General features: G+C 66.1%; 17 protein-coding genes. 14 read left to right on the forward strand and 3 right to left on the reverse strand.

All coding sequences use genetic code 11. The features are described from left to right. The first annotated feature begins 40 nt into the window (after nt 1-40). Genes ACIQTX_RS08805 through ACIQTX_RS08820 form a run of 4 tightly spaced genes read left to right on the forward strand, consistent with a single transcriptional unit; the run spans nt 41 to nt 4,134 of the window. Nucleotides 41-970, forward strand: coding sequence for an ABC transporter permease (locus ACIQTX_RS08805; RefSeq protein ID WP_028503611.1), 930 nt, complete (start codon nt 41-43; stop codon nt 968-970). Then, nucleotides 960-1,901, forward strand: a complete 942-nt coding sequence (locus tag ACIQTX_RS08810) for an ABC transporter permease (RefSeq protein ID WP_028503612.1) — start codon at nt 960-962, stop codon at nt 1,899-1,901. Before ACIQTX_RS08805 ends, ACIQTX_RS08810 begins: the two co-directional genes overlap by 11 nt. Next, nucleotides 1,898-3,565, forward strand: a complete 1,668-nt coding sequence (locus ACIQTX_RS08815; RefSeq protein WP_402971332.1) for a dipeptide ABC transporter ATP-binding protein — start codon at nt 1,898-1,900, stop codon at nt 3,563-3,565. The genes ACIQTX_RS08810 and ACIQTX_RS08815 overlap by 4 nt, the downstream gene beginning before the upstream one ends. Nucleotides 3,566-3,567: 2 nt before the next feature. After that, nucleotides 3,568-4,134: a PH domain-containing protein gene (locus ACIQTX_RS08820; RefSeq protein WP_402971335.1), complete on the forward strand. Its 567-nt coding sequence runs from the start codon at nt 3,568-3,570 to the stop codon at nt 4,132-4,134. 92 nt (nt 4,135-4,226) lie between these two features. Here ACIQTX_RS08820 and ACIQTX_RS08825 read toward each other — a convergent pair whose 3' ends face one another. Both ACIQTX_RS08825 and ACIQTX_RS08830 read right to left on the reverse strand, forming a co-directional pair. Further along, a complete protein-coding gene (locus ACIQTX_RS08825; RefSeq protein ID WP_402971338.1) occupies nt 4,227-4,445 on the reverse strand; it encodes a hypothetical protein in 219 nt (72 codons plus the stop codon). A gap of 414 nt (nt 4,446-4,859) precedes the next feature. Continuing rightward, a complete protein-coding gene (locus ACIQTX_RS08830) occupies nt 4,860-5,666 on the reverse strand; it encodes a CPBP family intramembrane glutamic endopeptidase (RefSeq protein ID WP_402971341.1) in 807 nt (268 codons plus the stop codon). A 102-nt stretch (nt 5,667-5,768) separates the two neighbouring features. Between ACIQTX_RS08830 and typA the strand changes: the two genes are divergently transcribed. The 4 genes from typA to ACIQTX_RS08850 all read left to right on the forward strand — a co-directional run bounded on the left by typA (nt 5,769) and on the right by ACIQTX_RS08850 (nt 11,537). Then, a complete protein-coding gene (gene typA, locus ACIQTX_RS08835) occupies nt 5,769-7,682 on the forward strand; it encodes a translational GTPase TypA (RefSeq protein WP_028503618.1) in 1,914 nt (637 codons plus the stop codon). A gap of 195 nt (nt 7,683-7,877) precedes the next feature. Next, a complete protein-coding gene (locus ACIQTX_RS08840; protein WP_402971346.1) occupies nt 7,878-8,771 on the forward strand; it encodes a phospholipase in 894 nt (297 codons plus the stop codon). 97 nt (nt 8,772-8,868) lie between these two features. After that, the gene (glsA, locus tag ACIQTX_RS08845; RefSeq protein ID WP_402971349.1) at nt 8,869-9,903 is read left to right on the forward strand and encodes a glutaminase A; all 1,035 of its coding nucleotides are present in this window, start codon (nt 8,869-8,871) and stop codon (nt 9,901-9,903) included. Nucleotides 9,904-9,911: 8 nt separating this feature from the next. Continuing rightward, nucleotides 9,912-11,537 (forward strand): MFS transporter, encoded by a 1,626-nt coding sequence (locus ACIQTX_RS08850; protein ID WP_402971352.1) that lies wholly within the window; start codon nt 9,912-9,914, stop codon nt 11,535-11,537. Nucleotides 11,538-11,540: 3 nt separating this feature from the next. On the opposite strand, the gene ACIQTX_RS08855 is transcribed toward ACIQTX_RS08850, so the two are convergent. After that, the gene (locus tag ACIQTX_RS08855; protein ID WP_402971355.1) at nt 11,541-12,089 is read right to left on the reverse strand and encodes a helix-turn-helix domain-containing protein; all 549 of its coding nucleotides are present in this window, start codon (nt 12,087-12,089) and stop codon (nt 11,541-11,543) included. Nucleotides 12,090-12,193: 104 nt separating this feature from the next. Between ACIQTX_RS08855 and ACIQTX_RS08860 the strand changes: the two genes are divergently transcribed. The 6 genes from ACIQTX_RS08860 (at nt 12,194) to ACIQTX_RS08885 (ending at nt 16,614) form a co-directional block, all read left to right on the forward strand. Next, nucleotides 12,194-12,916, forward strand: a complete 723-nt coding sequence (locus ACIQTX_RS08860) for an AzlC family ABC transporter permease (protein WP_402971358.1) — start codon at nt 12,194-12,196, stop codon at nt 12,914-12,916. Beyond that, nucleotides 12,913-13,227, forward strand: coding sequence for an AzlD domain-containing protein (locus ACIQTX_RS08865; RefSeq protein ID WP_028503623.1), 315 nt, complete (start codon nt 12,913-12,915; stop codon nt 13,225-13,227). The genes ACIQTX_RS08860 and ACIQTX_RS08865 overlap by 4 nt, the downstream gene beginning before the upstream one ends. 44 nt (nt 13,228-13,271) lie before the next feature. Beyond that, nucleotides 13,272-13,682 (forward strand): histidinol dehydrogenase, encoded by a 411-nt coding sequence (locus tag ACIQTX_RS08870; protein ID WP_402971362.1) that lies wholly within the window; start codon nt 13,272-13,274, stop codon nt 13,680-13,682. 9 nt (nt 13,683-13,691) lie between these two features. After that, complete coding sequence (gene fdxA / locus ACIQTX_RS08875; RefSeq protein WP_028503624.1) at nt 13,692-14,012, forward strand: ferredoxin; 321 nt, start codon at nt 13,692-13,694, stop codon at nt 14,010-14,012. Between the two features lie 8 nt (nt 14,013-14,020). Beyond that, nucleotides 14,021-15,133 (forward strand): succinyldiaminopimelate transaminase, encoded by a 1,113-nt coding sequence (gene dapC, locus ACIQTX_RS08880; RefSeq protein ID WP_402971365.1) that lies wholly within the window; start codon nt 14,021-14,023, stop codon nt 15,131-15,133. Nucleotides 15,134-15,324: 191 nt separating this feature from the next. Then, complete coding sequence (locus ACIQTX_RS08885; RefSeq protein WP_051251273.1) at nt 15,325-16,614, forward strand: citrate synthase; 1,290 nt, start codon at nt 15,325-15,327, stop codon at nt 16,612-16,614.

Below are 16,614 nucleotides of genomic sequence, written 5' to 3' on the forward strand. Positions count from 1 at the left end.
GTGCACTCCGGCTGACTCCGACTCCACGAAAGGAGCAAGGATGCTCGCCTACACCCTGCGGCGACTTCTCCAGCTGATCCCGGTCTTCTTCGGTGCGACGCTTCTCATCTACGCGCTCGTCTTCCTGATGCCGGGTGACCCGATCGCGGCGCTCTTCGGCGACAAGCCACCGAGCCCGCAGCTGCTCGCCACGATCCGAGCGCAGTACCACCTGGACGACCCGTTCCTCGTCCAGTACTTCTACTACATCACCGGCGTCTTCAAGGGCGACATGGGAACGACGTTCTCCGGTGAGTCCGTGAGCACCGTCCTCGCGCGCACGCTTCCGATCACGGGGCGCCTGGCCATCATGGCGATCGCGATCGAGTTCACGCTCGCGATCATCATCGGAACCCTGTCCGCACTTCGCAAGGGCAAGTTCTTCGATCACCTCTCCCTGATCATCTCCCTCGTATTCCTGTCGATGCCGATCTTCGTCGTCGCCTTCCTCGCGCAGTACTTCCTCGCGATCAAGCTGGGCTGGTTCCGTCCGACAGTCGGCGGCCAGAACGACTGGGGTGACCTGTGGCTTCCCGCCATCGTGCTGGGACTGAGCCTGTACGCCACGAGCATGCGTCTGATGCGCGGCTCCGTGCTCGACACTCTCAACCAGGATTGGGTTCGCACGGCATACGGCAAGGGGCTCTCGCGCAACCGCGTGATTCCCGTCCACGTTCTGCGCAACTCCCTGATCCCGGTGATCACCAACTCCGCGACGAACTTCGGCGTGCTTCTGGTCGGTGCGACCGTGACGGAGTACATCTTCAACATTCCCGGCGTGGGTCAGACCCTGTTCCAGGCGACGTTGAGGCATGAAGGACCGACCATCGTGTCCTTCGTGACGGTGTTCGTCATCATCTACGTTCTCGTCAACCTGCTCGTGGACCTGCTCTACGGACTACTCGACCCGAGGATCCGCTATGTCAAGTGACCGTCCCTCCCACTACGTCGCTCCGGTGGTGGCCGAACAGCCGCCGACGGACGCCATCAACGTCAAAGGCAAGCCCGCGAGTCTCTGGCGGGACGCGTGGACAGATCTGCGCACACGTCCGTCGTTCTGGATCTCGCTCGGTATCGTCGCGATCATCCTGCTGATGGCTCTGTGGCCGACGCTGTTCACGCAGACGCCGCCGAACAACCAGTGCGAGCTCGCGAACTCCAATGCGGGGCCGGCTGCCGGGCACCCTCTCGGATACACGTTCCAGGGTTGCGACATCTGGTCGCGCATCGTCTGGGGCTCTCGCACATCGATCAGCGTCGGTCTTCTCGCAACCATCATCAGCTCGACCCTCGGACTGATCATGGGAGCCTTCGCCGGCTACTACGGCGGATGGCTCGATGCTGTTCTGTCCCGCATCGGCGACATCTTCTTCTCGATCCCCTACATCCTCGCGGCGGTGGTCGTGATGACGGTGTTCTCCCAGTACCGCAATGTGTTCACGCTCGCATTCGCGATCGGCGGGTTCGCCTGGGCTGCGACGGCGCGTGTCGTCAGGGCAGAAGTGCTCAGAGTGAAACAGGCGGACTTCGTGATGGCCTCGGCCGCGCTCGGCAAGGGGCGCTTCGGCACTCTGCTGTCGCACGTGATCCCGAACGCCTTCGCTCCGCTCCTCGTGCTGGCGACGCTGGCTCTGGCCGGCGGTATCGTCGCCGAAGCCACGCTGAGCTTCCTCGGCGTCGGACTCGGAAGCGACGTCATGTCCTGGGGCAACGACATCAGTCAGGCCCAGCGGTCCTTGCGTGTCGCGCCGATGGCGCTGATCTATCCGTCGATCGTGCTCACCATAACGGTGCTCGCGTTCATCCTGCTGGGCGAGCTCATCCGAGACGCCCTCGACCCGAGGGCGAGGGCACGCCGATGAGTGATTCGACGACAGTACCCCTGCTGAGCGTTCGCGACCTTACCGTCGCATTCGACACGCAGAACGGCACACGAGAGGTCCTCCACGGGATCAGCTTCGATGTGGCGGCGGGCGAAACCGTCGCCATCGTGGGCGAGTCCGGTTCGGGAAAGTCGACGGCCGCGACCTCGATCATCAAGCTCCTCGCCGGGACCGGCCGCGTGACCGGCGGCAGCATCACCCTGGAGGGGCAGGAACTGACGACCCTCTCCGAGCGGGAGATGGAGCGGATTCGCGGCAAGGCGATCGGCTATGTGCCGCAGGATCCGATGTCGAACCTCAACCCGGTCTGGAGCATCGGCTTCCAGGTGGAGGAGGCGGTCCGTGCCAACGGGCTCGCCCAGGGTCGTGCCGCAGTTCGTGCCCGTGCCATCGAGGTGCTTCAGCAGGCCGGGCTCGCCGATGCCGCCAAGCGGCTGCGTCAGTTCCCCCATCAGTTCTCCGGGGGAATGCGCCAGCGTGCGCTCATCGGTATCGGACTGGCTGCGGACCCGCGGCTGCTGATCGCGGATGAGCCGACGTCGGCGCTCGACGTCACCGTGCAGCGTGTGATCCTCGATCACATGGCGAGCCTGACGCGTGACCGCGGCACTTCGATGCTGCTGATCACCCACGACCTCGGCCTCGCGGCCGAGCGCGCAGAGCGGCTGATCGTGATGCAGAATGGCGCGATCGTGGAGTCGGGGCCGAGCAGGGAGATCCTGCAGAACCCGCAGCACCCCTACACGAAGCGCCTCGTGGCAGCCGCGCCGAGCGTGGCGTCCCAGCGGATCCAGGCCGTGGTCGAGGATCGCGGTGTGGAGACGCTCGCGGACCTCGCCGCCATCCCGCCGACCGTCCGAGTGGCTGGGCTCACGAAGGACTATCGCATCCGGCAGGGCGGGTTCCGCAGCGAGATGTTCCGCGCTGTCGACGACGTGTCATTCGAGATCCCTCGCGGGAAGACGTTGGCGCTGGTCGGCGAGTCAGGATCGGGTAAGTCGACCGTCGCGAAGATGGTCCTCAAGCTCGAGGACCCGACTTCCGGGACGATCGAGATCGATGGAATGGATGTGTCCGGGTTCTCCCGTGCGCAGTCGTTCGGGCTCCGCCGTCGCATGCAGCCCGTGTTCCAGGACCCGTACGGTTCACTGGATCCGCTGCGGAACCTCGAGAACACCATCGCGGAACCGCTCGAGATCCACGGCGTGGGTGACCGCACGTCACGTCGCGAGCGTGTCCGCGAGCTGCTCGATCAGGTGTCGCTGCCGCAGGATCTGGCCACACGCTATCCGAGCGAGCTCTCGGGCGGACAGCGTCAACGCGTCGCGATCGCGCGTGCTCTGGCGCTCAAGCCCGACATCGTCGTGTTGGACGAGGCTGTCTCCGCTCTGGACGTGCTCGTCCAGGCTCAGATCCTCAGGCTCCTCGCCGACCTGCAGACCGAGCTCGGCCTGACCTACCTGTTCATCACGCACGACCTTGCGGTGGTGCGTGTCTCGAGCGATCTGGTCTGCGTCATGGAGCGTGGCAAGATCGTCGAGCAGGGCACGGTCGATGAGACCTTCGCGAACCCGAAGCAGGAGTACACGAGTCGCCTGCTCGAAGCCATCCCGGGTGCGTCGATCCCCCTGGGCGGCCTCTGATCGTGGCGGTACCGAACTCTCCCGAGGACGAGCGGACTTTCCGCTCGTCCTCGGGCTCGGTCGCGATGATCGTGAGCCTTCTGCTGGCGCTGTTCCTCCTCGGCGATGCCGTCGTGCGAGGCGGGTGGATGCAGACGCTCCTGCTCGCACCCTGGGTGCTGCTCGGGCTCTGGATCGTCTACGAGATCAGTTTCGTCTCGATGGTCCGCATTCGAGACGATGGCGCAATCGTGCAGAACATGCTTCGTCGGACCGAATTCGGCTGGCATCGGGTTCGTGACATCGATCTCCAATGGCAGCTGCAGTTCTCCTTCGACGACGGCACAGACCTCACCTGCTGGGGTGGACCGGCGCACGCGCGGCCGAGACGCAGCAAGATGCGCGACGAGGAGACGCAGGTCTCGAGGTCGCTGCAGAGCTTCACCGACATTCGTGACCGCTGGCAGGCGGCCGCGGGGCACGAGGCGAGCGCACCGCTTCGACGCTCGTGGGATGCCAGGGCGTTACTGGCCCTCGGAATCATCGTCGTCTGGGCAGTCGCGGCAGTGCTGATCGTCGGAATGGGCTGAGCAGGCCCGAACGGCTCTCGCCTCTCGATGCACGTGCCCCCTGTCCTCGCAGCGAGGACAGGGGGCACGTGAGCACGCGCTTCCAACCGGATTCAGGAGTATGAGAACCAGTACCCCGGCTGGCCGGCGCGGTGCACGCATGATCCGACGCTGTAGCCCTCCTGGATGAAGATCCGTCGTTCAGCCTGACAGTACGACAGGTCTGTGAACGGACCGAACCAGGATGCGGCTTGCGCGGCGACTGCTCCGCCGAACACCATTCCTGCGACGAGGACGATGCCTGCGGCGGTTGCGGACAGTTTCTTCTTCATTCGAATCCCCCCGGATTGTCTTGCCCACGTCGTCGTGGGTGCCCCGAGCCTAGGATGAGCCCCCGAGAGGTGTCAACGGCGGCTGAGGTCCGTCGCACTCAGCGACGGCATTCAGTAGGACTGGAAGTACCAGCCCCCAGTGCCGGGGATGCAGGGGGCTGCCTTCCCGCCGCCTCGGACATAGTCGGTTCGATCGGCGTTGCATTGCGCCGCCGACGAGTACGGCCCGAAAACGCTGGCCGACGCCGGCGTCACACTCAGCAACGTGATTCCTGCGGCTATCGCGATTGCGGCCCCCGCCTTGGTCATCCGGTTCATCTTCATAGGACATCCCTCCGTGTTCCGTCATTGGAAGCACCCAGGTTAGGGCAAACCCGACGTGGAGGAGGGGAGAGCGTGCCGACTTCTCGGTACTCAGACCGGCAGGCCGAAGAGCCCTGGCCACATCGACGCCGCCCACGGGTACCCGACGAACGCGGCGGCATCGATCACGAAATGCGCCACGAGGAACGGCATCAGCCGGCCGGTGCGCTGATACAGCCAGCCGAAGAGCAGTCCCATCGCCAGGTTCCCGATGAACGCGGGGTACCCCTGGTAGAGGTGGTAGCTGGCGCGCAGGATCGAGGTCGCGATGATGATCGACCACGGCCCCCAGCCGAGCTGCCGCAGTCGAGTGAAGAGGTATCCGAGCAGCACGAACTCCTCCTGCAAGGAGGCGCGGGCCGCGGCGAGCAGCAGGACGGGGACGGTCCACCAGTATGCGTCGATCCCCGCCGGGTCGATGGCCACCGTCAAGCCCAGGGCGCGGCCGGCGAAATAGAGACCGAGACCGGGGATGCCGATCGCGAGCACGAGGAGGATGCCGCGTCCCGCATCCCCGGCGAACCGGGTGCCGTCCAGACCCAGGCGTTCCAGGTGCGGGCGGCGCGACTGCCAGAGCAGGAAGCAGACGAGCAGCACCGGGACGATCGAGAACCCGATCGCGAGAACCTGGTAGATCAGGTCGAAGATCTCCCGGTCGCTTCGCGATGGATTGAGCTTCGCGACCTGGTCGGCGATCGGAACCTCGTCGGTGAGGCGATAGGCCAGCTGCACGATCGCGTACACCGCGGACTGCCCGAGACCGAGCGCCAGGACGATCGCGATCTCCCACCACAGGCGCCCGTGAGACGGCGCGGGGGAGAGGTCGGGGAGGTCGCCGGAAGCCTGCGGTTGGGTCACGATCTCGATGCTACGACCTGCTTTCAGGAACATGCCCTGAGCTTGCGTTATCCTGGAACGTCGGCTTCCCGGCAAAACCCCACACCCTTTTAGGAAACTTGCATGGCGCACGCCCTCCGTTCTGACCTCCGCAACGTCGCAATCGTCGCCCACGTCGACCACGGCAAGACGACTCTCGTCGACGCCATGCTCCGCCAGACGGGTTCCTTCGGCGAACACGCCCACGTCGATGAGCGTGCCATGGACTCGAACGATCTCGAGCGCGAGAAGGGCATCACGATCCTCGCCAAGAACACGGCGATCACATACAAGGGCAAGCACGCCCACGGCAAGGAGATCACGATCAACGTGATCGACACCCCCGGTCACGCCGACTTCGGTGGCGAGGTCGAGCGCGGCCTGTCCATGGTCGACGGTGTCGTGCTGCTCGTCGACGCGAGTGAGGGCCCGCTCCCGCAGACGCGCTTCGTGCTGCGCAAGGCGCTCGAGTCCAAGCTCCCCGTCATCCTGCTGGTCAACAAGACCGACCGCCCCGACGCCCGCATCGCGGAGGTCGAGGAAGAAGCACACGACCTGCTGCTGGGCCTGGCATCCGACCTCGTCGATGATGTGCCCGACCTCGACGTCGATGCTCTGCTCGACGTGCCGGTGGTCTACGCCTCCGGTCGTGCCGGCGCCGCATCGCAGAACCGTCCGGCCGACGGCTCGCTGCCTGACAACGACGACCTCGAGCCGCTGTTCGAGGCGATCCTCGAGCACGTGCCCGCGCCCTCGTACGACGACGAGCACCCGCTGCAGGCCTGGGTCACGAACCTCGACTCCAGCCCGTTCCTCGGCCGCCTCGCGCTGCTCCGCGTCTTCAACGGCACGCTGAAGAAGGGCCAGACCGTGGCCTGGGTCCGTGCAGACGGCACGCACCAGAACGCTCGCATCACCGAGCTGCTGAAGACCCGTGCTCTCGAGCGCTACCCGGCCGAGTCCGCCGGCCCCGGCGACATCGTCGCCATCGCCGGCTTCGACAACATCACCATCGGTGAGACGATCGCCGATCCCGAAGACGTGCGCCCCCTGCCGGCCATCACGGTCGACGACCCCGCCATCTCGATGACGATCGGTACCAACACCTCGCCGCTCATGGGCAAGGTCAAGGGCCACAAGCTCACCGCTCGCATGGTCAAGGACCGTCTCGACAAGGAGCTCATCGGCAACGTCTCGCTCAAGGTCGTCGACATCGGTCGTCCCGATGCGTGGGAGGTGCAGGGCCGCGGAGAGCTGGCCCTCGCCATCCTCGTCGAGAACATGCGCCGTGAAGGCTTCGAGCTCACCGTCGGCAAGCCGCAGGTGGTCACGAAGAAGATCGACGGCAAGACCTACGAGCCGTTCGAGCACCTCACGATCGATACTCCCGAAGAGCACCTCGGCGCGATCACTCAGCTGCTCGCAGGTCGTAAGGGTCGCATGGAGAACATGACCAACCACGGCACCGGCTGGGTGCGCATGGAGTTCGTCGTTCCGTCGCGTGGTCTGATCGGCTTCCGCAGCGAATTCCTGACCACCACGCGCGGTACCGGCATCGCCAACGCGATCTCCCACGGCTACGAGCCGTGGGCGGGTTCCATCACGACGCGTCAGAACGGCTCGATCGTCGCGGACCGCACGGGTGTCGTCACTCCGTTCGCGATGATCGCCCTGCAGGAGCGCATGTCGTTCTTCGTGCAGCCGACGCAGGAGGTCTACGAGGGCATGGTCATCGGCGAGAACTCGCGCGCCGACGACATGGACGTCAACATCACCAAGGAGAAGAAGCTCACCAACATGCGCGCGGCGAGCTCCGATACCTTCGAGTCGATGACGCCCCCGCGCCAGCTCACCCTCGAGGAGAGCCTCGAGTTCGCCCGCGACGACGAATGCGTCGAGGTGACCCCTGAGGTCGTCCGCATCCGCAAGGTGAACCTCGACGCGAACACCCGTGCGCGTGAGACTGCGCGTATGAAGCGTCAGGACGCCAGCGTCTGAGACACCACTCGGAGCATCTCCGAGTGAGAGGGTCTCGCACTGCCATACGGCATGTGCGAGGCCCTCTTCTCATGTAAATCCCAGGTGAGGGATGGTTTTCGCTCAGGTTGATGGGTCAGACTCGTTCACTTGCGCCTGGGACGAGCTCCCGATGAGTCTCCTGCAAGGGCGTACGACCACCCGAAAGTCGAACCCATGCTTCAGAAAACCCGTGCGCTTCGGCGCGCCTCCGCGGCGGCGGATGCCCGCGCCGCTGCCCACCGTCCGATGACCATCCTGGGGGTCGCAGCAGCGACACTCGTCGGCATCACCCTCAGCGTCGGCCTCGCCGCCACCCCCGCGGTCGCGGCTGTGAATCCTGCGGCTGCTGTCACCGCACCTGTCCTGGTCGGCACCGAGCCGCTGTCCCAGATCACCGAAGACGCCACGGCGGCGGTGGTCGAGGGGAAGGATGCCATCGCGGCGGCCGTGGCGCTGGACGCAGAGGTCGTCGCTTCGGGGCTCGACGTCGGTGTCACGCGATCTGTCGACACCTCCGACCTCGAGGACCATATCGACGAGCTCGCCGATCGCGATGTCACACCGGTGCTCGTCGTGGGCGTCCAGGCCGACGAGACCGCGGCCGAGACGGCGAAGGTGGTCTCGAACACCGAGACGCTCCGGGGCGCCCTGACCGCCGCCCAGCAGAAGCAGGCCGAGGAAGAGGCCGCGCGCGTCGCTGCGGAACAGGCGGCGCAGGCCGCCGCGGCGCAGCAGGCGGCCGCGGCGCTGGCTGCGTCCAACACCGTCGAAGGCGCGAAGGCGAGCGCCCGGGAGCAGATGTCGAGCCGGTACGGGTGGGGCGACGGTCAGTTCTCCTGCCTTGAGTCGTTGTGGAACAAAGAGTCGGGCTGGAACTACCAGGCCTACAACCCGAGTGGCGCCACCGGCATCCCGCAGGCCCTTCCCGGCGGCAAGATGGCATCGGCCGGTGCCGACTGGCAGACGAGTGCCGCGACGCAGGTCGCCTGGGGGCTGGGTTACATCTCATCGGTGTATGGCACCCCGTGCAGCGCGTGGTCGCACTCTCAGGCGATGAACTGGTACTGATCCGAGGCCTGCATCTGAGGAGCTTCTAGCCGCAGAAGGGGTTCGAGCGCTACGGTGACTCTGACGGCTGGGGGCGTCACGGATCCGAGGAGGAGATGTGCTCGACCCCGTGGCGTGGCGCGATGTCCGGCAAGAGGTGTCCACCGGCACATTGCCCGGGTGGGATCGTGTCGAGGAGATCGTGCGCGACGCGCACTCCCGCTATTCGGAGGAGCGCGGTGGCCGGGTCGCCGACTACATTCCCGTGCTCGCCGAGGTCGATCCGGAGCTGTTCGGTCTGGCCGTCATCGAGGTGGGCGGCGGGCTGCACGACGCCGGTGATGCGCTCCATCCCTTCTCCATCCAATCGATCTCGAAGATGTTCGTCTATGCCCTGGCGATCCAGGAGCACGGGCACGAGCGCGTTCGGCAGATCGTCGGAGTGAACAACACCGGACTCGCGTTCAACTCCGTGATGGCGCTGGAACTGAACAGCGGGCACCCCATGAACCCGATGGTCAACGCGGGAGCGATCGCGACGACCGCGTTGATGCCGGGTGCGACCACGGTCGAGCAGTGGGAGCGTGTCCGCGAAGGGCTGTCGGCGTTCGCGGGACGCCCCTTGAGCCTCGATGGGGTGGTTTACGCATCTGAGGCGGAGACGAACGACCGCAATCGCGCGATCGGTCGTCTGCTTCGCAGCTATGACCGACTGGCGGGGGATCCGGACGAGGTCGTCGACGTCTATACGCGTCAATGCGCGCTCAGCGTCACGGCGCACGATCTGGCGGTGATGGGCGCGACGCTCGCGGACGGCGGTGTGAACCCCGTCACCGGTGAACGGGTGGTCTCCGAAGAGGTGTGCCGTGACACGCTCTCCGTCGTCGCATCCACCGGTCTGTACGAGCGATCGGGCGACTGGCTGTTCGAGATCGGCCTGCCGGCGAAGTCAGGTGTCGCCGGAGGCATCGTCGCGGTCGCTCCCGGCAAGGGCGCGGCGGCCGGCTTCTCGCCACGTCTCGACGAGGCGGGCAACTCGGTCCGTTCTCAGATGGCGATCGGATATCTCTCGCGCGCGCTGGGCCTCAACCTGTTCGCATCGGCGCCTGCACGCTCGCATCACCCCGAGTCCGTCCCTTCGTCCGCACCGTAGGAGCCGTCATGACCCAGACGTCACAGAATCCGACCAAGACCTCATGGCTGCCGATGGTCAGTCTGTTCTTCGCGCAGGTGCTGATGTCGTTCAACGTCGCGGCGCTACCGATCTCGCTCGGCGGAATGGTGAGCGAGTTCGGTGTCCCTCCGACGGTCGCGAGCACGACGATCGTCATGTACGGCCTCGCCGTTGCCGCACTCGTGATGACCGGTGCGAAGCTCGGGCAGCGGATCGGCTGGGTCACGATCTTCCGCATCGTCATCGCGCTGTTCGCGGGTTCGTCGGTGATGATGCTCCTCTCGCCGACGGTGGGCTGGGCCATCGCAGGGCAGGCGGTCGCAGGGGCAGCGGCCGCCATCATCGTGCCGTCGATCGTGGCACTCATCGCCGAGAACTACCGCGGCCCGCAGCAGGCGACCGCCATCGGCGCGATCGGGTCCGCGCGGGCGATCTCCGGGGTCAGCGCCTTCCTGATCGGAGGGACCCTGGGCACGCTGGTCGGCTGGCGGCCGATGTTCTTCATCGTGCTGGGGATCGCCGTCCTCGTCTTCGCTCTGAGCTTCACGCTTCGCGGGGACCGCGGGGACGCGTCGATCCGCATCGATCTCGTCGCATCGCTGCTCATCGGCGCCGCGATAGTGCTGCTGACGCTGGGGTTCAACAATCTCAATTCCTGGGGTGCTGTTGCGGCCACCGCAAGTGCCCCCTTCAATGTGCTCGGGCTGTCGCCGGCACCCATCTTCATCGTGGTCGGCCTGGTGCTCGGCCAGGCTTTCTTCCTCTGGACCAGGAAGCGGATGGCACATGGGAAGGTTCCGCTCATCGACCTGAGCGTCCTCGGATCGTCGCGGGAGCGCGCGGCCGTGTACGCAATGTTCATCGTGGTGGCGCTGGAAGCCTGCGTGAACTTCACCATTCCGCTCTACATCCAGATCGTCCAGGGGCGCACCCCGTTCGACACCTCCATGGCGATGATGCCGTTCAACCTCACGGTCTTCGTCACGGCCACACTCGTCGTACGGCTGTACAAGCGCTTCCCGCCTCGAGCCATCGGCGTGGTCGGCTTCATCCTCACCACGGCCGCTCTCGTGTGGTTGTCGTTCGTCGTGAACAACAACTGGGAGACGATTCCGACGATCGCCGGTCTCATCGTGTTCGGCATCGGACAGGGTGCGCTCGTCACACTGGTGTTCAACGTACTCGTGACGGCGGCCCCCGCCGAGCTCGCCGGAGACGTCGGGTCTCTACGGGGGACCACCCAGAATCTCGCTTCGGCAGTCGGTACGGCCCTCGCGGGGGCATTGCTGGTGTCGCTTCTGGGTCTCAGCGTCGGACGCGCGGTCGTGGAGCACCCCGAGCTGCCGCCGTCGCTCGTCGCTCAAGTCGACATGGACGACCTCAACTTCATCAGCAACGACGATCTGCGCGCTGCGCTCGAGGCCACAGATGCGACGCCGGTGCAGGTCGACGCCGCTGTCGCCGTCAACGAGGCGTCTCGGCTCGGCACGCTCAAGCTCGGACTGCTCCTGCTCGCGGGGATCAGCGCGCTGGCGATCCTTCCGGCCTCTCGGTTGCCGCAGTACCGGCCGCACGAGATTCCCGATCCATCGCCCGCTGCCGGATCGGAATGATGCTCAGCGCAGTTCGGAGATGAGGACGGCACTCGTACCGGGGGCGGTCGCCTCGAAGATGTGCAGGGCGTCGCCGGCGTAGGTGAGGTAGTCGCCCGGATTCAACAGCACGGGCTCGCCGATAGGACCGATCAGTGCCTGTCCGGCGATGAGGACCACGTGTTCTATGGTTCCTGGGTGATGCGGGTCCGATCGGCGGGCATCGCCGGGTTCTGCCTGGATCAGGTAGACGTCGCGACGGGCCCCGGGTGGGCTCGCCGACAGCAGCGTCGCGCTGTACGCGGCGGCAGAGGACGGCACGCCAGCGAGGTCGTCCGCGCGGATGAGCGTCGGCGCGTTGGTCTGTTGATCGACGAGCACCGCGAACGGCACTCCCAGCGCGACCCCCAGCGCCCACAGGGTCTCGACGCTGGGGTTCCCGGCGCCGCTCTCGAGCTGGGAGACCGTCGCCTTGGAGATGCCCGCGCGCCGAGCGAGTTCGGATACCGAAAGGTTCGCTGCCTCCCGTTCACGGCGCAGGGTACGGGCGATGCGTGTGCGGAGTTCCTCCATGTGTTCATCATGTCAAACGTTCGTTCGCTTGACTATCCGATCCGCAGTGTTCAGAATTATGACCATGCGTTCACTGAAGCGAACACCGAGGCGCGGACGGCGTGATGACCGCGGAGCGTGAGGTCTGGCGCGAAGCACTCGGGGTCGTGCTCGCGACCAGCGCCTACGGCGTCTCCTTCGGTGCCTTGGCCGTGGCGTCCGGCCTCGATGTCTGGCAGACCTGTGTGCTGAGCCTGCTGATGTTCACCGGAGGATCGCAGTTCGCCTTCGTCGGCGTCTTCACCGCCGGCGGCCTCGCTGCCCTCCCCTCTGCGATCGCGTCAGCCGCGCTTCTCGGCGTGCGCAACGTCGCCTATGGCATGCGCATGTCGCCGATCGTCGGAGGAGGTCCTGTTCGCAAGGCCGCCGCAGCGTACTTCACGATCGACGAGTCGACAGCGGTGGCGATCTCGCAGAGCGATTCGCGGCTGCGGCAGGTGGGCTTCTGGGTGACCGGCATCGGCATATTCATCGGCTGGAACGTCACAACCCTCATCGGAGCCCTCGTCGGCGACGTGCTCGGCGACCCCCGGACGTGGGGGCTGGATGCGGCGGCTGCGGCGGCCTTCCTCGCCCTTCTCTGGCCGCGCCTCAAGCAGCGCCAGGCGGTAGCGGTGGGTGTCGCTGCAGCGGTGGTCGCCGCGGCCTTCACACCCTTCCTCATGCCGGGGCTTCCGGTGCTCGTCGCCGCCGTCGTCGCGATCGTGGTCGGCTGGTTCAACTGGCTGGGGCGTCCCGCAGCCCCGACAGGCGGCCGGACAGATACCGGCTCGGAGGTGACCTCGTGAGCCTTTGGAGTGCGATCCTCCTCGCGGCGCTGATCTGTGTCGCACTGAAGGCTGCCGGATACCTGGTGCCACCCAAGGTGCTGGAGGCGCCCCGCACGGCCCGGATCTCGGACCTTCTGACGGTGGCTCTCCTCGCGGCGCTCGTCGCCGTGCAGACGCTCGGTGACGGCCAGGCGATCACTGTGGATGCCCGCGTACCCGCGCTGCTGGTCGCGGGAGGGCTCCTGTGGCTCAGGCAGTCGTTCCTCGTGGTCGTCGTGGCAGCGGCGGTCGTGGCCGCCCTCCTGCGCCTCGTCGGCGTTGCCGCCTGACCCTCGTCCACACCGGGTCCAGGGCTCGTCGGTAAGATCGACAGGTGCGCGTGAGCTGGGTTTCGAGAGTGTTGTCGTGGATCGCTGCTGCCCTGGTCGGCGGCGTCTACGGCGTCGCCGGAACGATCAGTCACAGTGTGATGTGGGGGCCGATTCCGATCGGCATGATCATCGCCGCGATCGCCTGTGCGGCGATCCTCATCGCCGTGCGCGCGCTCACCCACGACCGGGGCGCTGCGGTGGCCGCCGGTCTCGGGGTGGTCGGGATGCTGGTGCTGATCTCAGGTGTCGGCCCGGGGGGATCGGTCGTGGTCCCGGCTTCGTTCGCCGGTCAGGTCTGGACCTATCTGGTGGCCGGAATCGTGCTGCTGGTCATCGCCTGGCCCTCGGTCTCCCGCGCTCCGATTCGCACGGAGGCGCCGGCCGCGCAGGACCACGAGTCCCGCGAGTCGTAGACTGTTGGGGTGACGTATGTGATCGCCCTCCCGTGCGTCGATGTCAAGGATCGAGCCTGCATCGACGAGTGCCCCGTTGACTGCATCTACGAGGGTGAACGGTCTCTGTACATCCACCCGGACGAGTGCGTGGACTGTGGTGCATGTGAACCGGTCTGCCCGGTCGAGGCCATCTACTACGAAGACGATCTGCCCGATGAGTGGCAGGACTACTACAAGGCCAACGTCGAGTTCTTCAACGAGATCGGCTCTCCCGGTGGTGCTGCCAAGGTCGGCGTCTACGCGTTCGACCACCCCGTCATCGCAGCGCTCCCGCCGCAGGGCGAGTAGGCGCTTCCGTGAGCATCCGCGACCTCGCCGACTACCCGTGGGATGCTGTCATCCCGTTCCGCGAGCGTGCCGAACAGCACCCTGAAGGGCTCGTAGACCTCTCTGTCGGCTCGCCGGTCGACCCGACTCCCGAGATCATCCGGCGGGCGCTGACCGAGGCCACCGATGCGCACGCGTACCCGCAGACCGTGGGTACGCCCAGCCTGCGCGAAGCCATCGTCGACTGGTATGCGCGCCGCAGGGGAGTGCTCGACCTCAGGGTCGACAACGTCCTGCCCACGATCGGCTCGAAAGAGCTCGTCGCACTGTTGCCGACCCTGCTCGGCCTCGGTGCCGGAGACATCGTCGTGCATCCGCGCGTGGCCTACCCCACATACGAGGTCGGCGCCCGCGTGGTGGGTGCGACTCCGCTGCCCGAAGACGACCCCGCGAACTGGCCGGATGGCACCAAGCTCATCTGGATCAACACCCCCGGCAACCCCGATGGTCGCACCTGGACCGTTGACGAGCTCGCCGCGGCCGTGCGCCGTGCACGCGAACTCGGAGCGGTCATCGCGAGCGACGAGTGCTACGCAGAACTGGGCTGGGATGGCGTCTGGGCGACGGAGCCGATCCCCTCGATCCTCGACCCGCGGGTGACGGGCGGAAGCCGCGCGAATCTGCTCAGTGTCTACTCCTTGAGCAAGCAGTCGAATCTGGCCGGCTACCGGGCGGCCTTCGTGGCCGGCTGTGCGCGCATCGTCGGCGAGTTGCTCACGGCCCGCAAGCATCTCGGACTGATGCCGCCTGCCCCGGTGCAACATGCCATGGCCACAGCTCTCGGAGACGATGAGCATGTCGCCGCGCAGAAGCAGTTGTATCGCATCAGGCGCGATGCCCTGCGTCCTGCTCTGGAAGCCGCGGGGTTCCGCATCGACGGGTCGGAGGCAGGACTGTACCTGTGGGCGACCGAGGGGCGCGATGCCTGGGAGTCGATGGGGCGGCTCGCCGATCTCGGCATCCTCGCAGGCCCTGGCCCGTTCTACGGAGCGGAGTCCGCACAGCACGTCCGGCTCGCGCTGACGGCGCCCACCGACCGCGTGCTCGAGGCTGCTCGCCGGCTCGCCGGCGGCAAGCTGTAGGTTCCCTCCTTGCGGAGGCCATCTGTTTGGCGGATGTCACAGTAGGCCTGCGTGACTACTAGGCTGTAAAGGCGATCCGGTCGTGACCCGACCAGGTGCCTCAGCGCCGTGAGATCGCCAGTTCAGGCTTGATCAAGATCTTGTTCGACACCACCGCGACGAGCGGGTGCGGACACTACGAGGAGGTCCGCGTGAGTGCAGCGGCAGACCAGACGGCGAAGCTGACGATCGGCGACACCACCGCTGAATTCCCGGTGCTCCGCGGCACGGCTGGGCACGACAGCATCGATTTCTCGACGCTGACTCGCCAGACGGGCTACACGGGGCTCGACTACGGATTCGTCAACACGGCCTCCACGAAGTCCGAGATCACATTCATCGACGGCGACAAGGGCATCCTGCGTTATCGCGGCTACCCGATCGACCAGCTCGCGGGCTCCACCAGCTACCTCGAGGTGGCCTGGCTCCTGATCTACGGCGAGCTGCCTTCGGCTTCCGAGCTCGCAGACTTCGACGAGAAGATCCGTCGCCACACGCTGCTGCACGAAGACCTCAAGCGGTTCTTCTCGGCGCTGCCGCACACGGCGCACCCGATGTCGGTGCTCTCTTCGGCTGTCGCAGCCCTCTCCACGTACTACGAGGGTCAGACCGACCCGCACAACCCTGAGCATGTCGAACTGAACATGATCCGCATGCTCGCCAAGCTTCCCGTGATCGCGGCCTACGCGCACAAGAAGAGTGTCGGCCAGGCCTTCCTCTACCCGGATAACTCGCTGAGCTTCGTCGACAACTTCCTCAAGCTGAACTTCGGCGTCCACAGCGAGGAGTACGAGGTCAACCCGGTGATGTCGAAGGCTCTCGAGCTGCTCCTCATCCTGCATGAAGACCACGAGCAGAACGCTTCGACCTCGACTGTGCGTCTGGTGGGTTCCACCGGCGCGAACCAGTTCGCGTCCGTCTCCGCCGGCATCCAGGCCCTGTCCGGCCCGCTGCACGGTGGCGCGAACGAGGCTGTGCTGACGATGCTCGGTCAGATCCGCGACTCCGGACAGAGCGTCTCGCGCTTCGTCGAGCGGGTGAAGAACAAAGAAGAGGGCGTGAAGCTGATGGGCTTCGGGCACCGGGTCTACAAGAACTACGACCCTCGCGCCAAGCTCGTCAAGGAAGCAGCCGACGAGGTGCTCTCCTCGCTGGGTGTCACCGATCCGCTGCTCGACCTCGCCAAGGAGCTCGAGGAGCTCGCCCTCGCCGACGACTACTTCCGCGAGCGTCGTCTGTACCCGAACGTCGACTTCTACACCGGCGTGATCTACAAGGCGATGGGGTTCCCCACGCGCATGTTCACGGTGCTGTTCGCGATCGGTCGTCTGCCCGGCTGGTTGGCGCAGTGGCGTGAGCTGCAGCTCGACCCGCAGACCAAGATCGGCCGCCCGCAGCAGCTGTACACGGGATCGCCCGAGCGGTCGTTCCCAACCCGCTAG

Origin of the sequence: Microbacterium sp. NPDC090281, assembly GCF_044769635.1 — a bacterium.
GTDB lineage: Bacteria > Actinomycetota > Actinomycetes > Actinomycetales > Microbacteriaceae > Microbacterium.